The sequence below is a fragment of the Desulfosporosinus fructosivorans genome (genome assembly GCF_004766045.1).
Lineage (GTDB): Bacteria > Bacillota > Desulfitobacteriia > Desulfitobacteriales > Desulfitobacteriaceae > Desulfosporosinus > Desulfosporosinus fructosivorans.
Map to the genome: position 1 here is coordinate 282713 of NZ_SPQQ01000001.1, position 24156 is coordinate 306868.

Sequence of the window (24156 nt, forward strand, 5' to 3'; positions counted from 1 at the left end):
GGTTTAATATGACGACTTTATTGCTATTTGTTCTTTTTGCCCTTGGATTAATAGGAGGTTTTTTTTCTGGCTTACTAGGGATTGGTGGGGGAATCATCATGGTCCCCCTATTGTTATACGTCCCTTCATTGATTGGGCTTGAAGCCATTTCCATGAAAACGGCTGCCGCTATTACAATAGTCCAGAGTATGGCCGGGTCTTTTTCTGGGTTAGTCGTCCACAAAAAATATAACTTTGTTCACTCTAAACTTATAGCCTATATGGGTAGTGGTGTTGTTTTTGGTTCACTGCTGGGTTCTTACTTCTCCAAGCAGATTCGAGGGGAAGTAATGCTGGGAATTTTTGCAGGTATGGCACTAATGGCTACTGTATTGATGTTTATACCTTCTAAAAAGGATGATGATTTAGCGGTTGAAAATGTTGATTTTAATGAATATCTCGCTTTTTTCGTTGCCTTGCTGGTCGGCATACTTGGAGGAATAGTTGGCCAGGGTGGTGCATTCATTTTAATTCCGCTGATGCTATATGTTCTTAAAATTCCTACAAGGATTGCACTTGGTAGTTCGGTGGCCATAACGTTTCTTTCCGCATTGGCTGGGTTCATTGGAAAGTGGGGAACGGGACAAATACCCTTCCTAATGGCTATAGTCCTGGTTGCCGGTGCATTGATAGGGGCACAACTGGGGGGACGTTTAAGTAGCCGGTTGAAAACGGCAAGTCTTCGAATAATTTTAAGTGTCCTTATTGCCTTTACGTCTTTGAAGATGTGGTTTGAATTAAGCCCTATTGTCGGCTACCTTCTCACTATAGGGCTAGTACTTTTATTGCTAGTATTCCTTAAAGACAAAAGGAAACACAAAGAGTTAAACAAGCTAACACTCAAAACCTAAGTGGATGCTAAAAGAATAACTATAACGGAGGGGATTTAAATGCCAAAAGTAGGAATTATTCGTTGTCAACAGACCGAGGATTTATGTCCGGGAAACACAGACTTTAAGGTTGCAAGTGAAGGTAAACTGGGATTCGCCGAAACAGGTCCTGTTGAAGTAATCGGTTTTGTTTCCTGTGGCGGATGTCCTGGCAAGAAGGCGGTGGCTAGAGCGAAAATAATGATTGAAAGAGGTGCCGAAATTATTGCGTTTGCCTCTTGTATGGGTCGAGGAAATCCTATCGGTTTCCCCTGTCCTCATTTTGAAACCATCAAAACAGCGGTCGAAAAAAAGCTTGGTCCAGAAGTCCAATTAATTTCTTGGACACACTAATGGTACTAAACGTGAGAGAAAGCCAAGGGCCACTTTATGAAGTGGATTCTTATTTTGAAAATGGAGGAATCGAGTATGAAACTTGGAATTATTCTGGAAACAAAAGAGTTTGAAAAAGCCTGGAATGGCTTTAGATTTGCAAACACTGCATTAAAGAATGGCCATGAAGTTCAGGTGTTCCTGATGGGGGAAGCAGTAGAATGTGAGAATCTTACTCACGAGAAGTTTGATGTCGCTGGACAGATTAAGGTATATTCAGAAGCCGGTGGAGAAATACTGGCGTGCGGAACTTGTCTTAAGTCACGTAATCTTGATGGCACTGATGTTTGTCCAATTTCAACGATGGTTGATTGTCTTGAGATGGTTGTGTGGGCGGATAAGGTAGTGACTTTTTAATAGATGCAATAATTGTACAAGGGGTTCTCAACTGAATTGTTGTTAGGAGGAAGTATCTTGAAGTTCTCACCATTTAATTTCCAAGCACCTTTAGGGGCTGGGGGTATTACCCTCATGGCATTCAGTTATCTTCAGTTTGCAGTGCCTCATGGGAAAGGATTAATTAAGCTATCAGATATCCCTTGGGCAAGTTTGACAACAATGCAAACTAGCTTGTATGCTCCTTTAGTCGGGATTATGTTGGTATTCACTATTATAAACTTACTTTCTATTGTTGTTTTTTCAAAAGACCTCATTCAATGGCTTGCGACTAAGCAAGATTACAAAGAGTTTATGAGTGGCCCACCATCAAGAATTACAGGCATTTGTGTCCCCATTGCCTCCCTGTCTATGACTATGAATGTGATTTTAGCTCCGTTAGCTTTTTTTGTTCCGAAACTACATGACAATATCCAAGGAATGATGTTGCCTGGCTTAATCATGTTTGGATTTCTATTGTTGATGCTACTCAAACTTGAATTTACGATGCTCAAAAGCTGGTTAAGCCAGCCGTTGGATGTCACAAAGTCAAATTTCGTCTGGCTACTTGATGTTTTTGCCTTTGGGTTAGTGAATTTAACCGGGGCGGGAATAGCCTCCATGGCCAGTAACAGAGAGATTGCATCGATAGCAGCTGTTGCAACCTTGTTAGCGTTAAGTATTGGTTCTTTCTTACTTGTAATTAAACTTACTTATTTGATTTACCAACAGCTAAAATCCAGTGAATTGCCGGATAATCAAATACAACCTGCGTATTTTTTAGTAGTTCCAATTACTTGTCTGTATGCAATAAGTTATTACAAAATCATGCTATACTTGCAGACGTGGTTTTCTTTTGATATAAAAATAGCATCGTTCTTCTTTATCACATTTTCTTACGTCATAGCAATTGGTTGGGCTATATTTACAGCATATTTACTCACTGATTACTTCAAAAATTATTTTTACAAAAGTGAATATTTCCCAACTCAGTGGGCTATGGTTTGAGCGTTAGTTGGCTCCCAAGTTTTGGGGGTTTATGTACACGGGAATTATTTCCCAAGTGTAATACTTTCGATTGTGAACTATGTAAGTATAGTGATGGCATCAATTCTCTATATCTTTGTTTTTGTTAAATTTTATCAAGCAAATAAGAAAATTGCTTGATTTATGATTTTACTATCCTTATTGCCTCCTTTATGGCTTTAAAGATGTGGTTTGAATTGAACCCTATTGTAGGCTATCTTTTCACTATCTGATTAGTAGCTTTATTGCTAGTTTTTTTAAAGGCAAAATGAAATAAAAAGAGTTATTAAATAACAAACTCAAAACTTGAGTGGATAACGTAATGAGCCGACTTTTCCTTAGCGTTGGAAAAGCCGGCTCATTGTTACCATATATTGTCTTAGCGTGGGTTTTACGTCATTTGGTTGGCGGGACCCCTATAAGAGTAATTTTGTAAATAAAGCCCGACCGGGACCCGTACGTACAACAGAAAATAAGCCACCCGGCAGATCAGGTGACTTATTTACAAGTATCTATTTTATTACTAGATTTACTTTCGTTTTTAAACTTGCCAAAACCGGCGATTTTCGAAGGGCAATATTCGCAATTTCCATGACTTGTATTTTACTCGTGGAAGTCTCCGCAGTTAAAGTAATAACCGGATTTATAATCCCGCCATCACCCTCCTCGATCCCTAAAAACACCGCGGCATTTAAATCGGCTTCAATTGTGACATCTACATTCTGGGGTTCTGTACACATATCGTCCAAAAGTTCAATAGCGTGAATCAGCTCGCAAAATCTGGATTTTCTTCTAAATTGGACCCACTCCCATAAAATCTCACTATGTGAATGTAACTACGTTAGAAAACTAGTTGAGAAATGGCTCAAACTAACAAAATCACGTTCTTTAAATTACTCGATATAGCTTTAATTACCTGCTGTGTACCATATTGTGGAATATATACATAACTGACTCCTCTGCCGAACTTTTGGACGATTTGTGCATAGAACCCCAAGTTATCATCATCCCCACGCAAACCTCCTAGCCTATTGGCTAGGGGGTTTGCTCAATTAAGCGAGTCGTGTTTTTGTTGTTCCTTAATAAATGTTGTGAATCAGCCAATCCCTTCCCACAACATAATTATTTACTACGCTAATAATCGTCCATATTTGCGTTCAATTCTTCATCCGTTAAGGGCTTGCACACTTTTAGAACAAACGGAATATTTTATACAAGACAAACCTTTCACTTCTGAAATCATTAAAAGGTGGTGTTATTTATGTGGAGACTTAGATGTCACTGCTGCAGATGTCACTGTTGCAGATGTCACTGCTGCAGATGTCACTGCTGCAAATGTTGCTGCTGCAGATGTCACTGCTGCAGATGTAGTTAATTAATATCATATTCAGCCAAATACGTTCACCTTGATATGCTCCCCTTAAGGTAAACAGATTAAATAATAAAAATCTGATACCGAGAGGGGAGCATATCAAAGCAAGAGAGGGCTTTGTCATCGTTAAAAGAAATATTTCCGTCTAAAGTTCGTTGTCGACGACGATTTTATAGTTTGATCCTTCATAGATGACAAAGTACTGTTAATATCATGCAGGTCATACATTCCATTATCGGTTATCTTTCGTACATATTTACTTATTGTGAAAACGAACATAATATCTTCGCGAATTAGAATAATAATTCTTCTGAGTCCCATAAGCGTTACTGAACTATGTAAGTATGATGGCATCAATTCTCTATATCTTTGTTTTTGTTAAATTTTATCAAGCAAATAAGAAAATTGCTTGATTTATGATTTTACTATCCTTATTGCCTCCTTTATGGCTTTGAAGATGTGGTTTGAATTGAACCCTATTGTAGGCTATCTTTTCACTATCTGATTAGTAGCTTTATTGCTAGTTTTTTTAAAGGCAAAATGAAATAAAAAGAGTTATTAAATAACAAACTCAAAACTTGAGTGAATAACGTAATGAGCCGACTTTTCCTTAGCGTTGGAAAAGCCGGCTCATTGTTACCATATATTGTCTTAGCGTGGGTTTTACGTCATTTGGTTGGCGTGACCCCTAATATTGTAAGTTTTACCAAAATATTCGATAGCGTTTACTCTAATTTCAGCAGATTATGATCTATAAGATTTCACATATTCTACACACCCTGTCCGCTACAAAATAGAAGACAACAGAGAAGCCCAAGTTATTGTATCCCGGTCAGAAGAAAAGCTAGCCGGCAATAAAATGCTTCGTTATTTTATCAAGAATGAAAATTTCACAACGATCCTATCGAACGACAGCTGCCGGAGTATGGGTCTCTTCTCGTAGACAAGCTGAGAAATGGCAAGGTCAACTACTTGGAGTAATAATGAATCTTGGGATGAGTATGGTTGGTGGAGTATTGGGGGTAAAGTTATTAAGTTCATATGGACGTGATAAATTATTTCCCAAGGGTCTATTTTTGGGGATTGCGTTTGGATCAGTTATAACAGGTATTCTTAGTGGATTTTCTAATAACAAGGTGAGACCAAAAGATGCTGTAAGTAATCTTTCGTATCTTTTATCCCATGCTGCATTTGGTTTAGTATCAATATTCACTATAGCTAAGATAGGTGATGATTCACTGTTCGATACCCCACCTCAAAATGATCACTTAAAACCAACGATGAAAACAACTGAGCAACGAAAAGAGTCTAAAAACAATAAGATTCAACATGGTTACCCTGATAATGATAATCTGGAAAATGTACTACAAGTGGATAGCTAGATCTAACTTGCCAGAGCTTATCAAAGCTCTGGCTTTACTTTAATTCTTTATTTTAGACTCTCTTGTATATAGCAGATAATGAGTGTAAAATTTGTATAATGTTAGGATATATAGAAGATATTTAAACTATTTAAAAAAAGAGGATATATGAACACTTGCATAGAAAAAGGTGTAAATATGAGTAGAAATCAAATATTAAGAATTTGTGACAATTTAATTGACCAATTAACAGTTCTGAAAGGATTTATCCAATTAGATAAGATGAACAATAAAATTGATCATTCAATTGTTATATTGCATGAAATAGATTATATGGAAAGGATAGTTACTGAGTTAGTTAATCAATTAATAGCCGACGACGAATAACGGATGGAAATTCTAATTTTTAAAACTAAGGAGGGGCCATTATTAATAATTATATTTTAGTTGTTGATGATAATAATGGTATACGCCGACTAATGAGTGAATTTTTTAATCAGCAAGGTTTCTATGTTAGAGAAGCATCTGATGGATCAACAGCTTTACAACTTGTTATGGAGGAAAAACCTACACTGGTGTTACTTGATCTAAGGATGCCTGGATTAGGTGGTTTAGAAATTCTAGCTGAAATTAGGGATTTAGCGCCAGAAACAATTGTTGTTATAATGAGTGCTTATTTTGATGCCAAAGATTTAAAAAAGGCAGTTGAAGAAGGAAAGATTGAACACTTTATAATTAAACCCTTTAACCTAGAAGAAGTCCGTATTCTTATATATGAGTTATTGAATAAGAGTAATAATCCTTTAAAGCAAACTTTAAACCCATCATCGTTTGCCTAAGTATTACGAGAGATTATTGTCGATGCCTATAAATAAACTTTTTAAGAGATCAACGGCCATGCCTGATATTATCTCTAGTAAATCAGTCTGTAAGCTGGTATGTTTTGTCTATACGAATCCGAATAATTAAACCTAATCTAGGGCAAGAAATATCCCGACAAGTGGACGGGGCCATGTGTTTGAGTTGAAGTATGAGCTGCAGACCTGCAAATGGCTGTTGTGGAAAATGTAAAAGGAGAGCTCAGCGGCTCTCCTCTTCAAGGATGTGATACTATGGCCATCACAACAATACATATTATGCTTACTTGTCCAAAAATGTTACGAACTCGGTCTGTTGCTTGCTTCAAGAGACCGATAATGCTTGGTCATAAGAGATAAAAAGATAAAGCTTCCTATGAACCAGATCCATGGTCCGCCATTTATAAAGACTAAAATATCAAGTTGTCGTAAGATCATCGCAACAAAAGAAATAAAGGTACTCCACATTATCACATAAATCCAATAAATATATCGTTCTCTTTGCTGTGGTAAAAAATAAATAAATAGCATAACTGCCGGTGTCCATGCTAGGATTGTCCATAGAGGGAGAACACCAATGTTGAAGGGTGCCATATGCTGATACTTAGTTAAATGAACAAAATGGTAGATATATTCAACTAAAAAGTCTAAACCTGATCCCCATAATAGTCCGAACCAAAACAGTTTCTTGATTTCTAGTTTGGGGATAAAAGCGAGAATTAAAAACAATAATCCAAACGTAAAAATTAAATAGTAATACAAATAGGGGAGATCAAGTCTCATGTAGAGGCCTCCTGAAATTTGATTAGGATCTATTTGTTTTATGATTAACAAAGGCAGGTGGGAATATACACTGCATTTCTTTAAACTAGATCGAAATAGGAGGGGGTAGATGAATAATTAAAGGCTATCACCTTTCAGATGATAGCCAGTTTAAAAGATATTTCTAGAAAATAACACCTAAGGCTATAAGGATCAAAATAGCAACTGCGATAATTGCTACACCGACGCCAGGACCAACGCCGTCGGTGACAGGGGGGCAACATACAGGGGGACGACAACATGATCCACTCATTCCACCGTAACCCATTCCGAACATAGCAAGTTCCTCCTTCCTAAATTAGAATACGATTCCCAGTGCGATAAGCAGAAGAATAATTATGACAACAATTGCAATTCCTTCAAAATGAAATTTTTCGCGATGACAACAATCATCAACACCACCGAATGCCATTTGCAGTTCCTCCTTTGCTAAGAGATAGCACATAATATGCAAAAGCTTGGCGTTTTGGTACAATATGGTAATAGGCATAAAAGCGCTCGATCTGCTCATCTGGCTCTCCTCAGAAACGGTGCGGGATCTTTTTTTTGTCCAGGACTTTAGTCATGCAGAGTAGGATTTTAGTATCATTTTATCCCCACTTTGACCACATTAAGCAGGGAAAAGAAATATGAGAGGGGAGAATTCCCTGCGGATATACACTTGAACAAGTTGCAAAACACTGCGGTGTATCACCGGAAACGATCAGAAAATATGAACTTAATTCTTCGCGGTTACCACTTTATTTAATTATAAAGCTATCGGAACTATATAACATCCAACCTAATTCTCTAGTTTCATTCTCTTAATTAGGAAGCGTTATTTTGGTATCCATAACGCACAAATAACGCACAGAATATGAAATTTCAGTTTATAGACATGCAAATATAATTTAATATTGAGGTATATGCAACTTATTTACAAAGATTGTAGAAACGTGTAACGACCACGGAGTCTATATTTATGTACTATTGCGTAAAGCGCAATCTACTGGATTTAGGTTCCAGCGGGTAACCGTGCAGGTTCAAGTCCTGTTTCCAGCACCACTTACGCAAGTTTGAAGGCAGTTGACCTATGAAAGGGTTAACTGCCTTTTTTGTATTTACTTCTGGATTGTTATTGGAAGTCATCCTTCCAAAAGGAAATAGATGATAATATCAGGCAGATGTATGGAGATCAGGGCATAAAAAAAGAGACCCGCCGGAAGCAGGATTTTAAGAAAAGGTAAAGAATGTAAGATGCTAGGGAGATGGTCAGGTAATGAATAGCACACGTTATATGACTTCAATTAGAAGGGGATAAAAAATGGAAGTGGAACTGAAAGTCCTTACAAGAGAAGATTTCTCGATTCTTCAGGCATTATTGGTAAGATGTTCTGATTATTTAATTTTCCAGGATGATGAACCTGTAAAATCTACCGCCGCACAAGACTTATTCAGTTGTAGACCTGAGGGAGTTGAGGATAAGGATAAAGTTTTAATGGGTATTTTTGTTGATGGACAGGAACAACTAGTAGGCGTGTTTGAGTTGATTGAGGGTTACCCAGTTCCCAAAACATTAACTTTAGCATTAATGGTACTTGAACATTGCAGTCGTGGTAAAGGGATTGGTAGTAAGGCATATGAAGCCTTAGAAGAGTGGGCTATTAGTCGACAACACAATCGAGTTCGTTTAGGTGTTCTATTTGGTAACGAGAAAGGGCTAAAATTTTGGCTAAGTATGGGCTATTCTGAGACTGGAGAGATTAAGCCATACTTATCTAAAAAGTTTATGGTTCTTGAGAAGACCATTGGGCTTGTGTCAGATAATAGAGAGTTGTAACCCTTAGCCAAGATGAACAGAGAATAAGATTGGAGAGAAGAGACAAATTGTCTAGGATGCGCTAAAAACCCTAAAAGCCCCAATAACCCAAAGATCATTCCTTTGCACCTCCTCATTTAGAATCCAATAAGATGAGAAGGTTCCTGAATATTCTATTCAGCATGTCTCTTAAATGTTCATGGACGATACATTTGTAAACGCAGATGTTAGAGATCTCACAATCCCAGATTACCTTGGCATTGTCTATGACGAAAAAATTCCCTCCGTTCATTAAGCGGAGGGATAAAGAGGTTTTAACTACATGAAAAAAACAAAAACCTAGTTGAAAATAGTATACTCATGTATGAAAATTGTATACTGTATTAGACATTCATATTACTGTTCTGTGACCGTTGTATGGCGGATATGTAAAGTGAGAAAGTTCAAGGTGTTAAAAAATGTTTTCCAAAGTGAACATTTCAGCACCGGAAATTTGTTCGAAGAGAAGTTTCAAGGTCGTTAATTCTCCTAGAGATTCTGAAATGTCTTGTACACCGATGTGTTTTTCCAAGCGTTTGAGGTTGATGTCAATGTTGTCGATTGCCTGATGGTCGAGGAGAATGCTCCACCACATATTGTTATCTTCCCATTTTTTCTGGGTGATATTTAATTCTTCATCAGCCTTCTCCCATTTTTCAACAGTGATAGAATTCTCCACCGACTCAAGCAGAGTCCCCATGGTCCCGGTCGCTGTCGTGATATACTGATAGGAAGCGAAGGAACCACCACATAATATAATGACGATTGTGACAATGGTTATAATGGTGCGCAACTGTTTTCACCTCTTATTACTATCTGCTATCCGTGTTTGACCATCCCTCTAGGCAATAGGCTTGTCCTTCTAGCAGTGGGACTGGTACCCTGAGTTCACTTCCGTTGCTTTGCTTGGGTGAAAAGTGTCCCTGACGAGTCTAGGCTTGCTATGAGGACATCTTCGACCCTGTCTATCGCTTGTTTTTTTAGTTCATCTTTTAACCAATCCAGGTCCTTATCACTTTGCTGTAGGTTTTTAGTATTTAATTTACCGTCCATTATAATAGAGAGCGGCAAGCCTTCGTAAGGGGGTATGATATGAAAATCTTGGGGGATCGTTGGCCTTTTCTGTGATTTAGGGAAAACGCTCAATTCTCCATTGTTTTCCAGAATTGCATATTCGACATCTGCGATGTTAGGGACGTTCTTGATTCGAAGCTCTTCTAGCAGATCAGTGAGGTTGTAGCAATTTTTCTTCAATTCTTCTTCGACAATTTTCCCTTGTTTGATTAGGATACTTGGCGTGCCACAAATAATATCTCTAGCCTTTTCACTCTTTAAAGTAATCCATGCCAAAGTTAGATTTGCGGAGAGAAGAACAAGGATTGGGATGATGCCGTTAAGGAGTGGAATGCCTATATTCTCACTGGGGATGACAGCAAGGTCGGCAATCATAAGTAGCACGACCAACTCAAAGGGCTGCAATTGAGCGATTTCTCTTTTTCCCATCACACGAAGGGCAACGACTACCAACGTATAGAGAATCAGGGTTCTGATCACTATAATGATCATCTTCGTTCTCCTTTCGAGAATATGAAGATTATTTTACCCTTAATGCTAAGAGTTATTACGATATTTACAACTTATAGTTTCTTCAATTTGATTACGTAGTGTAAGTCTGGTATAATTGGTGAGTAAATTTATTGAATGAGACCCTTAAATAATGTCGATGTAAACTGGCTAATTAAAGGGGGAACGAAACGTTCCCCCTTTAGATTAAAGTTGAGTTATATTGACTTAGCGTAATTTCTTATGATGAGAAATATCTCAGGAACCTATAGGATGTATATGGCTTAAGCGCGGGTTTGTAGTCTTAATTATCTGGGAAGACTAACAAAGTATCCGATCGCGTTGCCTTGCACATAGAGTAAATAGTTTTTTAAGGGGGAGAATATATGTCAGTCTCAGTAGAAAAAATAGAAAAAAATGTTGTAGCTTTAGAAGTAACCGTCGCTTCAGGGGAATTCGTACTTGCGGTGAACCAAGCAGCCAAAACTTTGGCTAAAAAAGTCAATGTCCCTGGGTTCCGTAAAGGTAAAGCACCACGTAAGATGGTTGAACTACATGTTGGGAAGGAAGCCCTTTACGACGAAGCGCTGGATCATTTGATCGGACCAGCTTATGCTGAAGCAGTTATCGAAAGCGGCATCAAGCCTGTCGATCGTCCGTCAGTTGACTTAGTACAGATCGAAGAGGGAAAAGACCTTATTTTCAAAGCTAAAGTAAGCGTCAAGCCTGAAGTTGAACTAGGAGAATATACTGGCCTGCATATTGAACAAGATGCTATTAGCGTAACGGACGAGCAAGTAATTGCGGAACTAAAAAATCAACAAGAACAACACGCCCGTCTCGCCACACTCACCGAAGGCAAAGTTGAAAATGAAGATACAGTCACCATTGACTTTGAAGGATTTACAGGCGATGTCCCTTTCGTGGGCGGAAAAGCGGAGAGCTATGAACTAGTTATTGGTTCGGGTACCTTCATCCCTGGTTTTGAAGAAGGTTTAATTGGAACCGAAATCGGACAACATGTTGATGTCAACGTTACCTTCCCAGCTGAATATCATAGTGAAGAGCTGGCGGGAAAAGAAGCTGTCTTTAAAACAGACGTCAAAAAAATCCAACGCAAGGAATTGTCCGCATTAGATGATGAATTTGCAAAAGATGTCAGTGAATTTGCAACGCTTGATGAATTGAAAGCCGACTTACGGAATAAATTATTAAAGCAGGGTGAAATGCAAGCCAAGGGAAATCATATGAAGGCCGTCATTTCTAAAGTGGTAGACAATGCCAGCATTGAAATTCCTGAAGTCATGTTTACTGAACGAATCAAAGTTATGGTCGACGATTTAAATCGTAACCTGGCTCAGCAGGGAATGACTATGGAGCAGTATTACCAATATACTAACTCGACTGAGAAAGTTATGCTAGAGACTCTACGTCCTCAAGCAGTGGAAAGCGTCAAAACGGATTTAGTTTTAGAAGCTATTGCCAAAGTAGAAGGAATTACGGTCACGGAAGACGAAGTAGACGAAGGAATCCAAAAACTTGCAGAGCGTCATAAACAAGACGCAAAATTGCTCAAGCAGTCCCTCATTACGCGTGGCGAGATTGAGTTCTATAAAGAAAGTTTGATAAGCGAGAAGACAGTCAGCTTTTTAATAGAGCAAAACGCCTAAGCAAAGGCGTGAGGGAAAATTTTGAGGTATAGAGGTGAGAGAATGGCAAAGTACACCGACGACAAAAATCAGCTAAAATGTTCATTTTGCGGTAAAACTCAGGAGCAAGTCAAGAAATTGGTTGCTGGCCCAGGCGTATACATTTGTGATGAATGTATTGAACTATGCAATGAGATTATCGAGGAAGAGCTGACTGACGACTTGGGCGTTGAAATTGGAGAAGTTTTGAAACCCAAGGAAATCCGGGCGATTATTGATCAATATGTTATTGGCCAAGATCAAGCGAAAAAAGCACTTTCAGTTGCAGTATACAACCATTATAAACGGATTAATCTAGGCATGAAGATTGACGATGTGGAGTTACAAAAGTCAAACATCATCATGCTAGGGCCGACTGGATCAGGAAAGACTTTGCTGGCCTCGACGCTAGCTAAAGTTCTTAATGTTCCCTTTGCCATAGCAGATGCCACATCACTCACAGAAGCAGGGTACGTAGGTGAGGATGTCGAAAACATTCTCCTCAAATTAATTCAAGCGGCAGATTATGATGTGGAAAAAGCAGAAAAGGGCATTATTTACATCGATGAAATCGATAAGATTGCTCGTAAATCTGAAAACCCCTCCATCACCCGGGATGTTTCTGGAGAAGGAGTTCAGCAGGCCTTACTGAAAATCCTTGAAGGAACGGTTGCTAGCGTGCCCCCACAAGGTGGACGCAAACATCCTCACCAAGAATTTATCCAGTTAGATACTACGAATATTCTCTTTATTGTCGGCGGTGCTTTTGACGGGATCGAAAAAATCATTCAAAACCGATCCGGACAAAAAACCATGGGCTTTGGAGCAACGATCCAAAATAAAACAGATCTGAATGTTGGAGAAGTTTTAAAAGGGATTTTGCCGGCAGACCTTCAAAAATTCGGACTAATCCCTGAGTTTGTAGGACGTTTACCTGTAATTGTAACTCTCGAAGCGTTGGATGAAGCAGCCTTAGTGCGTATTTTGACAGAACCTAAGAATGCCTTGGTCAAACAATATCAAAAGTTGATGGAGCTTGACGGTGTAACCTTGGAGTTCAAAGAAGGAGCACTGACTTCGATCGCGACTGAAGCGATTCGTCGTAATACTGGGGCACGGGGCCTAAGAGCCATTGTGGAAGATATCATGCTCAACGTGATGTATGATTTGCCCTCGCGCAATGATGTCACAAAATGCGTTGTCACTCCAGACGTGGTTTCGAAGAAAGAAGAACCCCTTCTCGTTGTGGCTGAAAAACCCACCAAGAAAAGCAAGAAGGAAGAATCTGCGTAAGCCTGGTTCGAGGATCAGGGTTCATAGATCGAAAATGCATCGAATAACGAATAACGAATAACGAATGACGAATGACGAATAACGAGCAATGAATAGAGACACCGGAGACGCTGTAAAGCTTCTCCGGTGTTATTTTCTGTAGCGGCATAATGCATGCGAGCCCATCGTCGTATCCATTCCTATCATATCCATTTCGGTCAAGCCCTAGCTGTATAAAAATGTGTTATTTTTTCCACCACAAGGACACGATGCATCCTCCCTTAACTCTTGGGAGCTAGCAATTTTTCCTTACCTTGTTATTTCATGTTTTAATTCCCATCTTGTGGCAATACTAAAACAAGTGAGATTGTACAGGACAGGGAGGAAAAGAGATATGAATGGACTCAGTGGTGTAGTCATGGTCGTTCAGTTGGTTTTTGCCATCGTCATAGGGCTATATTTTTGGGGGATGCTCAAGTCCCAACAGGGAAATAAGACTTCGGTTGAGCGCGAGTCCCGTAAGGAACTTGAAAAATTACAAAGAATGCGAAAGATTGCTTTAACCACCCCTTTGTCTGAAAAAACTCGCCCTACTCATTTTGAGGAGATTATAGGACAAAAAGAGGGGATTAAAGCTTTGCGAGCCGCTTTATGCGGTCCGAACCCGCAGCACGTGCTGATTTATGGAGCTCCGGGCGTCGGTAAAACTGCAGCTGCCCGGCTAATTTTAGAAGAAGCTAAGAAGAATTCTCTTTCCCCATTTAAAGGTAGTGCCAATTTCACAGAAATCGACGGCGCGACCGCACGTTTCGATGAGCGAGGGATTGCTGATCCCTTGATAGGCTCGGTACATGATCCGATATATCAAGGAGCCGGAGCCATGGGCTTAGCAGGAATTCCTCAACCGAAACAAGGGGCAGTCACCAAAGCTCACGGTGGAATTCTATTTATCGACGAGATTGGAGAACTTCATCCAATTCAAATTAACAAGCTTTTAAAAGTCTTAGAAGATCGCAAAGTGATTCTGGAAAGCGCCTATTATAGTTCCGAAGACCCAAATATTCCCCAACATATTCACGATATTTTTCAAAATGGTCTTCCGGCCGACTTCCGTCTCGTGGGGGCAACCACCCGAAGTCCAGAACAAATTCCGCCTGCTATCCGTTCACGATGTATGGAGGTGTATTTCCGGGGTTTGCTTCCCAATGAAATTGCAGAAATTGCTCGTGTAGCTGCTGCTAAGATGGAAATGCCCATTACACCAGCCGCCATCGATGTCATCAAGCAGTTTGCCTCGAATGGTCGGGAGGCCGTCAATATGGTTCAGCTAGCTGCTGGAGTTGCTTTAACTGACCAGTTGCCCCAAGTTGACGTGGAAATTGTGGAATGGGTGGTCACAACCGGGCAATATGCACCGCGACCGGAGCGAAAAGTACCAATGGAGGCCAGTGTTGGGGCGGTTAATGGACTTGCTGTTTACGGGCCGAATATGGGCATGCTGCTCGAGCTGGAAGTGACTGCACTTCCTGTCGCTCCTGGCACGGGAGTTCTCTTGGTGACAGGAATCGTCGAGGAAGAGGAACAAGGGAGTGAAGGGAAGAAAATTCGGCGTAAGAGTATGGCCCGCAGTTCAGTGGAAAATGTTCTGACCGTCTTAAGACGGCAAATGAGAATTGAGCCGCGGAATTTTGACATTCACGTAAACTTTCCGGGCGGCGTTCCACTCGATGGTCCATCAGCTGGGATTGCTATTGCAACGGCCACCATTTCTGCTATTCGTCAGCAAAAGGTGGATAATTACTTAGCGATGACTGGAGAAATATCCATCCGTGGACGCGTGCAACCCGTCGGAGGAGTTGCAGCCAAGATCGAAGCTGCCAAACAAGCCGGGTGCAAGCGGGTTTTGATCCCCAAAGAAAACTGGCAGGAACGTTTTGCTGATTATAATAATGAAATCCAAATTATACCTGTAGAAGAACTTACCCAAGTTCTTGAATTAGCGATGGTTTCAGATATTAAACTTGAAAAAACTGAGATGCGTCCACCTCTTGAAGAAGTTTTAAATCGCTTGGATTTTGCAGTTAACAGAGTTGTAACCAACGTTGTCGCGAATTTGCCTGAACGGGGCAAAACATGTTAGAATAGTTCAAGATAAGTTTGGCACACTGTATTTAGTGTGCTTTTTTTCTATATGCTTTAATAGGAGGGATACTTGTGAACAAAGAACGCGAATTACCATTACTCCCTTTACGAGGGATATTAGTTTTTCCGTATATGGTTATTCATCTGGATGTCGGTAGGGAACGTTCTATGGCTGCTATTGAGGAGGCCATGCTCGGCGATCGAATAATTCTTTTAACATCCCAGAAAGAAACAGAAATTGATTCGCCGGTTGCAGAGGATCTATACCAAATGGGGACAGTCGCTGAAATAAAGCAACTCTTAAAACTTCCAGGAGGCACCATACGTGTCTTAGTTGAAGGGGTTTCGCGAGGACGTGTCCTTGAATTCTTGGAGGAAGAACGATATTTCAAGGTGCGTATAGAGGAACTACCTGAGGAAAAGAAAAAGCGCACGCCGGAAATAGAAACATTAATACGTGGTATGACCCACCAATTTGAGGAATATGCCAAACTTGGTAAACGTGTTCCTATCGAAACCCTGGGAACCGTTTTAGCGGTAGACGAACCAGGGCAATTGGCAGACATTGTCGCTTCACACCTGAACCTAAAAGTGCCAGATAAGCAAACGATTTTGGAAGCCATCGAAGTTGAACTCCGTGTAGAGCGCTTAACCGAACTTATAATGCGGGAAATCGAGATCCTAGAGCTTGAGCGACGTATTGGTCAACGTGTGCGCAAGCAAATGGATAAAGCGCAAAAGGAATATTATTTGCGGGAGCAAATGAAGGCGATTCAGAAAGAACTGGGAGATAAGGACGAGCGTCTCGTCGAGGCTGAGGAATTCCGTGAGAAATTGGCTAAGGCAAAGTGCCCCAAAGAAGTCGAGGAAAAAGCGCTCAAGGAAATTGAACGCTTAGAAAAAATGCCCCCCTCTTCAGCGGAAGGCACCGTAGTTCGCACGTATTTGGACTGGATCTTGGCACTTCCTTGGGCTAAAACATCGAAAGACAAAATCGACTTGAAAAAAGCCGAGGATATTTTGAACGAGGATCACTACGGTCTTGAGAAAATCAAAGAGCGTATTTTGGAGTTTTTAGCAATCCGCAAACTAACGCCTAAAATGAAAAGCCCAATTCTCTGCTTAGTAGGTCCGCCAGGAGTAGGCAAAACGTCCTTAGCAAAATCTATTTCTAGGGCTTTGAATCGCAAATTCGTGCGCATGTCCTTAGGTGGATTGCGTGACGAGGCTGAGATTAGAGGACATCGCCGTACCTATATTGGAGCTTTACCCGGACGGATCATTCAGGGCGTCCGGACAGCAGGGACCCGTAATTCTGTGTTCCTCTTAGATGAAATTGATAAGATGACTTCAGATTTCCGTGGGGACCCGGCCTCAGCTCTCTTAGAGGTTCTTGATCCAGAGCAAAACAGTACCTTCACAGATCATTACCTAGAACTACCTTTTGATCTATCCCAAACGCTTTTTGTGCTCACGGCGAATACATTGCACTCAATTCCCCGTCCGCTCTTAGATCGGATGGAGGTTATTACTCTTAGTGGGTATACAGAAGATGAAAAAGTGAATATTGCTATGCGTTATCTCATACCTAAACAGATGGAAGCACATGGACTTACCAAGGATGTCTTATCCCTTGATGAGGAAGTATTGCTCAAGCTGGTTCAAGGGTATACTCGGGAGTCTGGAGTACGGTCTCTGGAGAGGCAGGTCGCTAATCTATGTCGGAAAGTCGCCATTCGTTGGGTGAAAAAAGAATGGGAACCTCATTTGCTGACCGTTGAAGATTTAGAGTCCGCGCTCGGTGCACCTCGCTACCATTTCCAAGTAGCTGCTAAGGCTCCTGAAATCGGGGCGGTCACAGGACTAGCGTTCACCGAAGTCGGTGGGGTAGTTCTAACGGTGGAAGTAACCCCTTTGCCGGGAAAAGGGAAACTGACCTTAACTGGTCAACTCGGGGATGTCATGAAGGAATCTGCGCAAGCAGCCTGGACGTTTGTTCGGGCACACGCTCTGGACATAGGAATCGAAGAAGACTTTTATGATCGAACGGACCTTCACATCCATGTTCCAGAAGGTGCTACTCCCAAAGACGGCCCGTCGGCAGGGGTTACGATGGCCACCGCTATGGCCTCGTCCTTGGCAAAGCGCTCTGTTCGCTCAGATCTGGCTATGACTGGGGAAATAACCTTGCGAGGAAACGTTCTGCCCATCGGTGGGGTTAAAGAAAAAGTTTTAGCAGCTCATCGGGCAGGGATTAAAGTCGTGATCCTTCCTGAGGAAAACCGCAAGGACCTCGAAGATGTTCCAGAAAAAGTACGTAAAGTCATGGAGTTCCACTTTGTGAGCCGGATTGAAGAGGTACTGGAACTTGCACTCCTGCCATTAGCTCATTCGGATGAAATTCCGGCAGATACAAATTTGAAGAAATCCGTCTATGAGACAAAGGGAATACCACTTACAGAAAGGCCTGATGAAAGGCCAGTGTGGAAGTCTTAAGTAGGTCCGTAGTGTGGGGGTAGAAGAAAGAAGGTCAAATCTTGATAGTCATTCGTAAGGCTGAGTACGTTGCGTCAGCGGTAAAATATGAACAGTATCCTGTCGGGGGGTTGCCAGAGATCGCGATGGCCGGACGGTCAAATGTGGGCAAGTCCTCCCTGATTAACAGTTTTCTGGGGCGGCGCAACCTAGCCAGGACGGGGAATACTCCTGGAAAAACACAAACTCTAAATTTTTATGGGGTCAATGATCAATGGTTCCTAGTGGATTTGCCAGGTTACGGCTATGCTAAAGTCGCTAAAACTGTTAATGCACAGTGGGGCCCTATGATGGAGGCTTATCTTAAAAAGCGAGAGCCGTTGCGGGCGGTGATTCAAATCGTGGATATTCGCCATGCACCGAGTGTTGAAGATATTGAAATGCAGCAGTGGCTACGCCACATGCAGGTTCCAACCATGGTTGTGGCTACGAAAGTAGACAAAATTGCTCGTGGACAGTGGCATAAGTCCTTGAATATAATTGCCAAGGCCTTCGATATTCCTGATGCTTCCCTGATACTTCCTTTTTCAGCTCAGACAGGAGTCGGTAAAAAAGAGTTGAACGAGGCTATTGAAGAGATACTGGGACTTGGGTGACATAGCGCTCCGTCATACGACGCAGAGCAAACTAACCGTTAAAGCTCCTACTTTGGGGAGCGGGGTTCCCGGCAAATTCGCCATCCTTGGCTCAGTTGCCGGCTTCGCACGTCCTGTGCTCAGCCCCGTGTCTGGGGTCGGGAGCTTTAACGGAAGTTTGCTTTTCTGCTTTCGTAAAGACATCGCGCTCATGTCACCCTGCGTCCCGGGCTGGGGTCGAAGAACGAAGAACGGAGAACGGAGAACGGAGAACGGAGAACGGAGAGACGGCACATTTCATGCGCACCGTCTCATGTGGCAAGGGGACGTTTCATGTGGCAAGGGGACGTTTTGTTTGCCATATTGAAGAAAATAGACGTTATTCTGTCGGAAAGAAAATGCCGGGAATCCACATTAACGTTGATCACCGCTTTCCTGTGGATTTTATTCGCTGTATTTTAATCTTGCCAAAATATCCTATTCTAGGTAAAATGGACTCAGTTACTTCGAACTCAAGGAGGGATACTGGATGCATACAATCAAGCAAGAAGCTCTTGATGCTATTTCGAGATTGCCTGATTCAGTCGATCTTGACGACATCATGTATCGGTTATTTGTATTGGACAAAATCAAGAGAGGACAGGAAGCAGTCCAAAAGGGTGAAACAATAACAACCCACGACCTTAAGGCTGAAATTGAATCATGGTGAGATGGTCAAACCCTTCTAAACATGATTTAAAAAGTATATATGATTTTATTGCTAAGGATTCAGCCTATTATGCACAAAGCGTAGTAGCAACTATTGTTGAAAAGTCAGACAAATTAGATATATTTCCTTACATGGGAAGAATAGTACCTGAACGAAATGAAGAAAGAATAAGAGAACTATTGATTTATTCATATCGTATAATTTACCAGATTAACTTAGATGATATCGAGATCTTGGCACTCATACATTGCAAAAAGGATTTCTCTGCTATTGAATTCTATGAGCCTCAATCAAAACCACTGGCACGCTAACGAGGATAAACCGCGGAGCCACTTGGTTCTGGGACGCCATGCGAAAGTAGATAGTGGCAAGGGGCCGTTTGTCTGCCATAGGGTAAGTGAATAACGTCCTTATAATTAAAGAAAAAGCCGAGAATCCATTTTTTCGATTAAAATGGTCTCGGCTTTCTGTGTTTTAATTCGTCGGTCTTGTTTTATCAAATGCGCGGGGTGATAAAGGTATAATGAAAATATGGCAAACGAAACGTCCCCGTGCCACGTGCGTGCTTTCGTGCTTTCGTGCTACTTTCGCCTCCTGACGATCCAAGAGTGGAACTTCGCGCTTGAAAAGCGATTTTCTTTGATCTGTGAGAAGATGCAAGTGAGCGTGTGTATAACGCAAGTTCAAGCATAAATAAATCCCACTCTCGTATATTTAGAGTGACTGATGAATAGTCAGGAAGTCGAAGGTGAGCGCGAGAGGAAGGGAGAGGAAAGCTTGAGAGATATAGCGATGTTGCTTGTGAGTTTAGGGGTCATATTGATTGGGGCGGAAGCGTTTACCAATGGGATTGAGTGGTTGGGGCAAAGGCTAAAGCTAGGAGCGGGAGCGGTCGGGAGTATTCTTGCAGCTGTAGGGACGGCCTTACCAGAGACAATGGTGCCTATTATAGCTATTTTTGGGCTGGGGAAGGGCACAGAAGGAGCAGATATCGGGATTGGGGCAATTCTTGGCGCGCCTTTCATGTTAGCGACACTTGCTTTTTTTATAACAGGTCTTGCGGCGCTATTGTTTCGTCGAACGAATCGCCCCCTTCGATTGGATGCGAAGGTTGTCCGAAGGGATTTGAGATTTTTCCTGATAGTTTATACTATGGCGATTTTCGCGTCATTTTTGTCCGATAAAGATGTTAAAAACGGTGTGGCAGTGGCCCTAGTTTTAGCCTATGGGTTCTATGTGATTCAAACATTGCGTGATTGCAAGGATGGGTGTGAGTATGAAAAACTAGCACCACTTTACATAGCAAGGCAGAGCCAAAATCCGTCTTTAGTTAAAATCTTAGCTCAAATAGGGATCGCCTTAAGCGCGATCGTAGTTGGGGCGCATGGCTTTGTGAATGCAGTGGAACCTATTGCGGTGGCGATCGGGATTCCTGTATTTGTGCTTGCGTTAATTATTACTCCCATTGCCACAGAATTACCCGAGAAATTTAATAGCGTCCTTTGGATTCGGCGAGGTAAAGACACGTTGGCGATGGGTAACTTAAGTGGAGCAATGGTATTTCAGAGCTCTGTGATTCCGGCAATCGGAATTGCTCTTACGCCGTGGAAATTGGATACCTTAGCCTTGTCGAGTGCACTCCTTGCTTTATGTGCTGCGATGATCCCTTTCATTTCTTTGCGTCGCAAAGGGGTGATCTATCCGACAACCCTCCTCATGGGAGGAGTCTTTTACCTTCTATTTATTCTAACAATTTCTCGTTCGTTGATCCAGTAAACTCCGCTACAAGCATGCCTACTAAAACCAGTCCAGCGCCTAATAGTCCTTTAGGTGATAAAATTTCACCGACAAACAAAAAGGCAGAGAGCGCAGCAAACACTGGTTCCATAGAAAAGATGAGTGCGGTATGAGTTGGGGTGGTGAATTGCTGCATTTTGGTTTGGACAAAGAAGGCAAGTGAGGTTGCAGGAATTGCGGTGACCAATAGGGCAACCCAGACATTGGTGCTAAAGTGCATCACAGGTTGAGGTAAAAACAAGGATGAAATACCGCTTAAAATGCTCACGGTTAGAACTTGGGCGCTTGCTAAGACTGTGGCATTTGTCTGAGAAGCATAACGCCCGACGAAGAGAATATGTAAAGCAAAGCTTAAGGCACATACAAGAACCATGAGGTCACCTTTATTTAACTGAAATCGATCACCGAGAGAAAGGAGCGCAAGGCCTACTAGGGCGCAGAGTATGCCAAGGATTAAGCCTGGGCTTGGAAGTTTCCGTGTAGTTATGGTGAATAAAGCAGGAACAAAGACAACGGAGAGTCCTGTGATAAAACCTGCGTTGGAAGCAGTCGTATATTGTAGACCGACTGTTTGCCAGGCGTAACCAGAGAACAGAAAACATCCCAAAGCTACCCCTTTAAGTACGCTTCCCTTAGAGATATGTTTCTTTTGGAAGTAGAGAAAAGGCAACAAACTAATGAACGCAAGGGCGAAGCGAATAGCTAGGAAGGGAAGCGGTGGAAGGTCTTCAATAGCCAATTTGACGATGACAAAGGTTGAACCCCATACAAGGGCAACCAAAAGTAATGAAAAATCAGCCCATTGGCTGCGGCTTAGTTTCAAATAAATCACTCCTAATGTTCCAATAATTTAATAAAATTAGTAAAGAAAACTAAACGAAAGGCCGTTGCGTAGGATACGCACGGCCTTTCTGAACTTTAACAGATTTTAGTAACAAGTTGATATCTTCTGATCTCTCGCTTAAGACATCCGACCTTCGACGCTGTAAAGTTAAAGCACTAATTACGCAGTTTCTAGTATATCGCAAGAAGTGAAAACTGAAAAGAACTAATTTATTAACCTTTGCCTCCTTCATGAGGACCTGGAAGATTAGGTGGCATTTCTGGAGTCCCTGGAGTTTCCGGAGTTTCGATCGGTGTGTACATCGGAGGTGGAGAACATGGAGGTAGCGACGGGCCCGGAGCACACTCACCACAGTATTGCTGTTTCGCCTGACAGAAGAGATAGTAGTGGCGCTCTTCGTCGGCAGCGATTTCAGTAAGAATGCATTGAATTTCTGGAATCGGTATTCTTTGGGCGAGTTCAAGATATTCACGATGGGCTTTTGCCTCATCTGCAATATTAATGTCAAGAAGTACACAAAGCTCGCTGGTATAGTTGATAAAATTGGATCGCCAATCCACCCAATGGCCGCTACTCAATGAACCGTACCTGGGGTCGACACCCAGATGGCGTAGGGCGAGGGCTAATTTTTCAAGATGTTGTAGCTCGTCATAAGCTATGGGCCTGAGTAAAGCATCGAACTCTGGGCGATCCAGAAGCACGGCCTGGTAAAGGTAGGTGGTAACGGCAGTTAATTCCGAATCTTTACCTGCATAAGCGTCATAGAGCCACATGGCGTATGTAAAGTTCGGTTCGGGAATTTCCTCATCAGTAGGTTCATGGGTTGCTAGGACAGGGAGTAAAAGAACTTGACCAGCGTATATACGATCAGGATGTTTTAAATGATTTAGCTGAATGATTTGGGCCATTTCCACTGCGTAAGCTTTAGAAATCTTATAAATTGTATCACCAGCTTGAACAATATATCGTGCGTAATCCATTTAGGACTCCTCCTTACCCATGTGTCTTAGCACACTATATTCTCAGAGAACATGACATGATAATGGATAATGTTGGATCAATAGAGGAATGTATTGGACATGTTCGACGTATTTATGGTACGAGGAGAGATGAAGAGCTCCGGCAGTAAAATTGAAGGGGGAGGAAAGAATGGGTCCATTGATCTTAAGAGGAATTACCACCGCCTTGCTAGTTACGGTCTTGACCCTTTTTGCAGGAATCGTCTGGGGTATTACAGGTCTTGGAGGCTTGAGTATCTCTCGATTATTGGATATAGGGCTATTGGCTAGCTGTATTGTAGGCGGCTATCGTACAGCGAAGGAAAGTGGCGAGTGGTTATTGGGTGGTATCGTAGGAGTGGGTTACGTTACAGTAGGGACGCTTTTACTAGCGTTATTTTTACCAATCCGAGGGTGGGGTTTCATCCAAGTCCTTGCTGAAGGTGTGATTATCGGTTTAGTGGCAGGTGCTGTTGGAGCAGGTGGGGCGAAAGGCACAGGAATGAGCGCATGGTCAGGAAAAAGGTCGCAGATTACTCCATCTTATGCAGACTATGAAACAGATGATAGATATGAAACAAATGATAGCGTCAATAGTACGTTTGATTGGGATGAAGAGGAGGTACATGAGGACTGGAAAGAGCCACCAATAACTAATTGGATCGAAAGCTCAGAGCGCGATTACAAGGGGAGACCCGGGGCAAAGGGGGCCTGCGAAAAGAGTCCGGATGTTCAGTGGCCTTGGGACAAGGAAGAAGAGAAATTAGTTGATTCGGGCCCTAGGCAGTTAGAACCTTTTGTAGGTTGGGAGCCGGACTCTGCTCGCACAGATTTAGTGGAGAGGAATAAAGCAAGTCTAAGTAAGAATATAGCGTGGTGGGAACAGTAGGGAACTAGGGATTGTAAGACAAGGGAAAACTCGTGTTACGCCTCGTAAATGCCAGCACGACTTTAGCAAGGTGGAGAACCGTTCATACTTGCCCATGTCTCAACTTGTACGAAACCGAAAACGAAATAAAAGAATTTTATTAATGTGCAGGAAATGAGCGTTAAATATTGAAATATAACTAAAGATATAATCA

At 41.8% G+C, this 24156-nt stretch carries 27 protein-coding genes; 19 read left to right on the top strand and 8 right to left on the bottom strand.

Going from position 1 to position 24156, the window contains the following annotated elements; genetic code table 11:
* Window positions 1-8 precede the first annotated feature (8 nt).
* From E4K67_RS01335 to tsoY, 4 genes are all read left to right on the top strand, one after another.
* The gene (locus E4K67_RS01335) at window positions 9-890 is read left to right on the top strand and encodes a sulfite exporter TauE/SafE family protein (RefSeq protein WP_158408368.1); all 882 of its coding nucleotides are present in this window, start codon (window positions 9-11) and stop codon (window positions 888-890) included.
* Between the two features lie 39 nt (window positions 891-929).
* A complete protein-coding gene (locus E4K67_RS01340; RefSeq protein WP_135544611.1) occupies window positions 930-1262 on the top strand; it encodes a CGGC domain-containing protein in 333 nt (110 codons plus the stop codon).
* A gap of 75 nt (window positions 1263-1337) precedes the next feature.
* Window positions 1338-1658: a DsrE/DsrF/TusD sulfur relay family protein gene (locus E4K67_RS01345; RefSeq protein WP_135544612.1), complete on the top strand. Its 321-nt coding sequence runs from the start codon at window positions 1338-1340 to the stop codon at window positions 1656-1658.
* A 57-nt stretch (window positions 1659-1715) separates the two neighbouring features.
* Window positions 1716-2843, top strand: a complete 1128-nt coding sequence (tsoY, locus tag E4K67_RS01350) for a selenoprotein TsoY (protein ID WP_376797696.1) — start codon at window positions 1716-1718, stop codon at window positions 2841-2843.
* Between the two features lie 371 nt (window positions 2844-3214).
* Here the strand turns inward: tsoY and E4K67_RS01355 are convergent, their stop codons facing one another.
* A complete protein-coding gene (locus E4K67_RS01355) occupies window positions 3215-3442 on the bottom strand; it encodes a hypothetical protein (RefSeq protein WP_206752166.1) in 228 nt (75 codons plus the stop codon).
* A gap of 351 nt (window positions 3443-3793) precedes the next feature.
* Between E4K67_RS01355 and E4K67_RS01360 the strand changes: the two genes are divergently transcribed.
* The 3 genes from E4K67_RS01360 to E4K67_RS01375 all read left to right on the top strand — a co-directional run bounded on the left by E4K67_RS01360 (window position 3794) and on the right by E4K67_RS01375 (window position 6274).
* Window positions 3794-4081 carry a hypothetical protein gene (locus tag E4K67_RS01360; RefSeq protein ID WP_135544614.1) on the top strand — a complete coding sequence of 96 codons (288 nt, stop codon included), beginning with the start codon at window positions 3794-3796 and terminating at the stop codon, window positions 4079-4081.
* Between the two features lie 976 nt (window positions 4082-5057).
* A complete protein-coding gene (locus E4K67_RS30030) occupies window positions 5058-5456 on the top strand; it encodes a hypothetical protein (RefSeq protein ID WP_206752167.1) in 399 nt (132 codons plus the stop codon).
* Window positions 5457-5875: 419 nt separating this feature from the next.
* Window positions 5876-6274 carry a response regulator gene (locus tag E4K67_RS01375; protein ID WP_274594830.1) on the top strand — a complete coding sequence of 133 codons (399 nt, stop codon included), beginning with the start codon at window positions 5876-5878 and terminating at the stop codon, window positions 6272-6274.
* Window positions 6275-6592: 318 nt separating this feature from the next.
* On the opposite strand, the gene E4K67_RS01380 is transcribed toward E4K67_RS01375, so the two are convergent.
* The 3 genes from E4K67_RS01380 to E4K67_RS01385 all read right to left on the bottom strand — a co-directional run bounded on the left by E4K67_RS01380 (window position 6593) and on the right by E4K67_RS01385 (window position 7625).
* Window positions 6593-7075 (bottom strand): hypothetical protein, encoded by a 483-nt coding sequence (locus tag E4K67_RS01380; RefSeq protein WP_135544617.1) that lies wholly within the window; start codon window positions 7073-7075, stop codon window positions 6593-6595.
* 163 nt (window positions 7076-7238) lie between these two features.
* The gene (locus E4K67_RS30035; protein WP_199242431.1) at window positions 7239-7391 is read right to left on the bottom strand and encodes a hypothetical protein; all 153 of its coding nucleotides are present in this window, start codon (window positions 7389-7391) and stop codon (window positions 7239-7241) included.
* A gap of 21 nt (window positions 7392-7412) precedes the next feature.
* Window positions 7413-7625: a hypothetical protein gene (locus E4K67_RS01385; protein ID WP_135544618.1), complete on the bottom strand. Its 213-nt coding sequence runs from the start codon at window positions 7623-7625 to the stop codon at window positions 7413-7415.
* 131 nt (window positions 7626-7756) lie between these two features.
* On the opposite strand from E4K67_RS01385, the gene E4K67_RS31425 reads away from it, so the two are divergent.
* Window positions 7757-7921 carry a helix-turn-helix domain-containing protein gene (locus E4K67_RS31425; RefSeq protein WP_135545138.1) on the top strand — a complete coding sequence of 55 codons (165 nt, stop codon included), beginning with the start codon at window positions 7757-7759 and terminating at the stop codon, window positions 7919-7921.
* A 496-nt stretch (window positions 7922-8417) separates the two neighbouring features.
* Window positions 8418-8933 carry a GNAT family N-acetyltransferase gene (locus E4K67_RS01395; protein WP_135544619.1) on the top strand — a complete coding sequence of 172 codons (516 nt, stop codon included), beginning with the start codon at window positions 8418-8420 and terminating at the stop codon, window positions 8931-8933.
* 430 nt (window positions 8934-9363) lie between these two features.
* Here the strand turns inward: E4K67_RS01395 and E4K67_RS01400 are convergent, their stop codons facing one another.
* Together E4K67_RS01400 and E4K67_RS01405 are read right to left on the bottom strand one after the other, a co-directional pair.
* On the bottom strand, window positions 9364-9744 hold the full coding sequence (locus tag E4K67_RS01400; RefSeq protein ID WP_135544620.1) for a DUF4363 family protein: 381 nt from the start codon (window positions 9742-9744) through the stop codon (window positions 9364-9366).
* 95 nt (window positions 9745-9839) lie between these two features.
* Complete coding sequence (locus tag E4K67_RS01405; RefSeq protein ID WP_135544621.1) at window positions 9840-10517, bottom strand: DUF421 domain-containing protein; 678 nt, start codon at window positions 10515-10517, stop codon at window positions 9840-9842.
* 383 nt (window positions 10518-10900) lie between these two features.
* Between E4K67_RS01405 and tig the strand changes: the two genes are divergently transcribed.
* The 9 genes from tig (at window position 10901) to E4K67_RS01450 (ending at window position 21211) form a co-directional block, all read left to right on the top strand.
* Window positions 10901-12184 (top strand): trigger factor, encoded by a 1284-nt coding sequence (gene tig, locus E4K67_RS01410; protein WP_135544622.1) that lies wholly within the window; start codon window positions 10901-10903, stop codon window positions 12182-12184.
* 42 nt (window positions 12185-12226) lie between these two features.
* Window positions 12227-13495, top strand: coding sequence for an ATP-dependent Clp protease ATP-binding subunit ClpX (clpX, locus tag E4K67_RS01415; protein WP_135544623.1), 1269 nt, complete (start codon window positions 12227-12229; stop codon window positions 13493-13495).
* A gap of 373 nt (window positions 13496-13868) precedes the next feature.
* Complete coding sequence (lonB, locus tag E4K67_RS01420) at window positions 13869-15614, top strand: ATP-dependent protease LonB (protein ID WP_135544624.1); 1746 nt, start codon at window positions 13869-13871, stop codon at window positions 15612-15614.
* 74 nt (window positions 15615-15688) lie between these two features.
* Window positions 15689-18112 carry an endopeptidase La gene (gene lon / locus E4K67_RS01425; RefSeq protein WP_135544625.1) on the top strand — a complete coding sequence of 808 codons (2424 nt, stop codon included), beginning with the start codon at window positions 15689-15691 and terminating at the stop codon, window positions 18110-18112.
* Between the two features lie 41 nt (window positions 18113-18153).
* Window positions 18154-18747, top strand: coding sequence for a ribosome biogenesis GTP-binding protein YihA/YsxC (gene yihA, locus E4K67_RS01430; RefSeq protein WP_135544626.1), 594 nt, complete (start codon window positions 18154-18156; stop codon window positions 18745-18747).
* Window positions 18740-19093, top strand: a complete 354-nt coding sequence (locus E4K67_RS01435) for a hypothetical protein (protein ID WP_135544627.1) — start codon at window positions 18740-18742, stop codon at window positions 19091-19093. Before yihA ends, E4K67_RS01435 begins: the two co-directional genes overlap by 8 nt.
* Before the next feature lie 162 nt (window positions 19094-19255).
* Window positions 19256-19435, top strand: a complete 180-nt coding sequence (locus tag E4K67_RS01440; RefSeq protein WP_135544628.1) for a hypothetical protein — start codon at window positions 19256-19258, stop codon at window positions 19433-19435.
* Window positions 19429-19746 carry a type II toxin-antitoxin system RelE/ParE family toxin gene (locus E4K67_RS01445; RefSeq protein ID WP_135544629.1) on the top strand — a complete coding sequence of 106 codons (318 nt, stop codon included), beginning with the start codon at window positions 19429-19431 and terminating at the stop codon, window positions 19744-19746. The genes E4K67_RS01440 and E4K67_RS01445 overlap by 7 nt, the downstream gene beginning before the upstream one ends.
* Window positions 19747-20212: 466 nt before the next feature.
* Entirely contained in the window at window positions 20213-21211 is a 999-nt protein-coding gene (locus E4K67_RS01450; protein WP_135544630.1) for a sodium:calcium antiporter, read from the top strand.
* Here the strand turns inward: E4K67_RS01450 and E4K67_RS01455 are convergent.
* Window positions 21177-22055: a DMT family transporter gene (locus E4K67_RS01455; protein ID WP_135544631.1), complete on the bottom strand. Its 879-nt coding sequence runs from the start codon at window positions 22053-22055 to the stop codon at window positions 21177-21179. The genes E4K67_RS01450 and E4K67_RS01455 overlap by 35 nt on opposite strands.
* 233 nt (window positions 22056-22288) lie before the next feature.
* A complete protein-coding gene (locus tag E4K67_RS01460; RefSeq protein WP_135544632.1) occupies window positions 22289-23056 on the bottom strand; it encodes a LysM peptidoglycan-binding domain-containing protein in 768 nt (255 codons plus the stop codon).
* Window positions 23057-23225: 169 nt separating this feature from the next.
* On the opposite strand from E4K67_RS01460, the gene E4K67_RS01465 reads away from it, so the two are divergent.
* The gene (locus tag E4K67_RS01465) at window positions 23226-23963 is read left to right on the top strand and encodes a TIGR04086 family membrane protein (RefSeq protein WP_135544633.1); all 738 of its coding nucleotides are present in this window, start codon (window positions 23226-23228) and stop codon (window positions 23961-23963) included.
* The last annotated feature ends 193 nt before the right edge of the window (window positions 23964-24156 follow it).

Coding starts and splice junctions, on each gene's coding strand:
- E4K67_RS01395 (WP_135544619.1), top strand. CDS start 8,418: ATGGAAGTGGAACTGAAAGTCCTTACAAGAGAAGATTTCTCGATTCTT.
- clpX (WP_135544623.1), top strand. CDS start 12,227: ATGGCAAAGTACACCGACGACAAAAATCAGCTAAAATGTTCATTTTGC.
- E4K67_RS01380 (WP_135544617.1), bottom strand. CDS start 7,075: ATGAGACTTGATCTCCCCTATTTGTATTACTATTTAATTTTTACGTTT.
- E4K67_RS01460 (WP_135544632.1), bottom strand. CDS start 23,056: ATGGATTACGCACGATATATTGTTCAAGCTGGTGATACAATTTATAAG.
- E4K67_RS01335 (WP_158408368.1), top strand. CDS start 9: ATGACGACTTTATTGCTATTTGTTCTTTTTGCCCTTGGATTAATAGGA.
- E4K67_RS01340 (WP_135544611.1), top strand. CDS start 930: ATGCCAAAAGTAGGAATTATTCGTTGTCAACAGACCGAGGATTTATGT.
- E4K67_RS01465 (WP_135544633.1), top strand. CDS start 23,226: ATGGGTCCATTGATCTTAAGAGGAATTACCACCGCCTTGCTAGTTACG.
- E4K67_RS01385 (WP_135544618.1), bottom strand. CDS start 7,625: ATGAGCAGATCGAGCGCTTTTATGCCTATTACCATATTGTACCAAAAC.
- E4K67_RS30035 (WP_199242431.1), bottom strand. CDS start 7,391: ATGTTCGGAATGGGTTACGGTGGAATGAGTGGATCATGTTGTCGTCCC.
- E4K67_RS01345 (WP_135544612.1), top strand. CDS start 1,338: ATGAAACTTGGAATTATTCTGGAAACAAAAGAGTTTGAAAAAGCCTGG.
- E4K67_RS01445 (WP_135544629.1), top strand. CDS start 19,429: ATGGTGAGATGGTCAAACCCTTCTAAACATGATTTAAAAAGTATATAT.
- E4K67_RS01355 (WP_206752166.1), bottom strand. CDS start 3,442: ATGTGTACAGAACCCCAGAATGTAGATGTCACAATTGAAGCCGATTTA.
- E4K67_RS01405 (WP_135544621.1), bottom strand. CDS start 10,517: ATGATCATTATAGTGATCAGAACCCTGATTCTCTATACGTTGGTAGTC.
- E4K67_RS30030 (WP_206752167.1), top strand. CDS start 5,058: ATGAATCTTGGGATGAGTATGGTTGGTGGAGTATTGGGGGTAAAGTTA.
- E4K67_RS01440 (WP_135544628.1), top strand. CDS start 19,256: ATGCATACAATCAAGCAAGAAGCTCTTGATGCTATTTCGAGATTGCCT.
- lonB (WP_135544624.1), top strand. CDS start 13,869: ATGAATGGACTCAGTGGTGTAGTCATGGTCGTTCAGTTGGTTTTTGCC.
- tig (WP_135544622.1), top strand. CDS start 10,901: ATGTCAGTCTCAGTAGAAAAAATAGAAAAAAATGTTGTAGCTTTAGAA.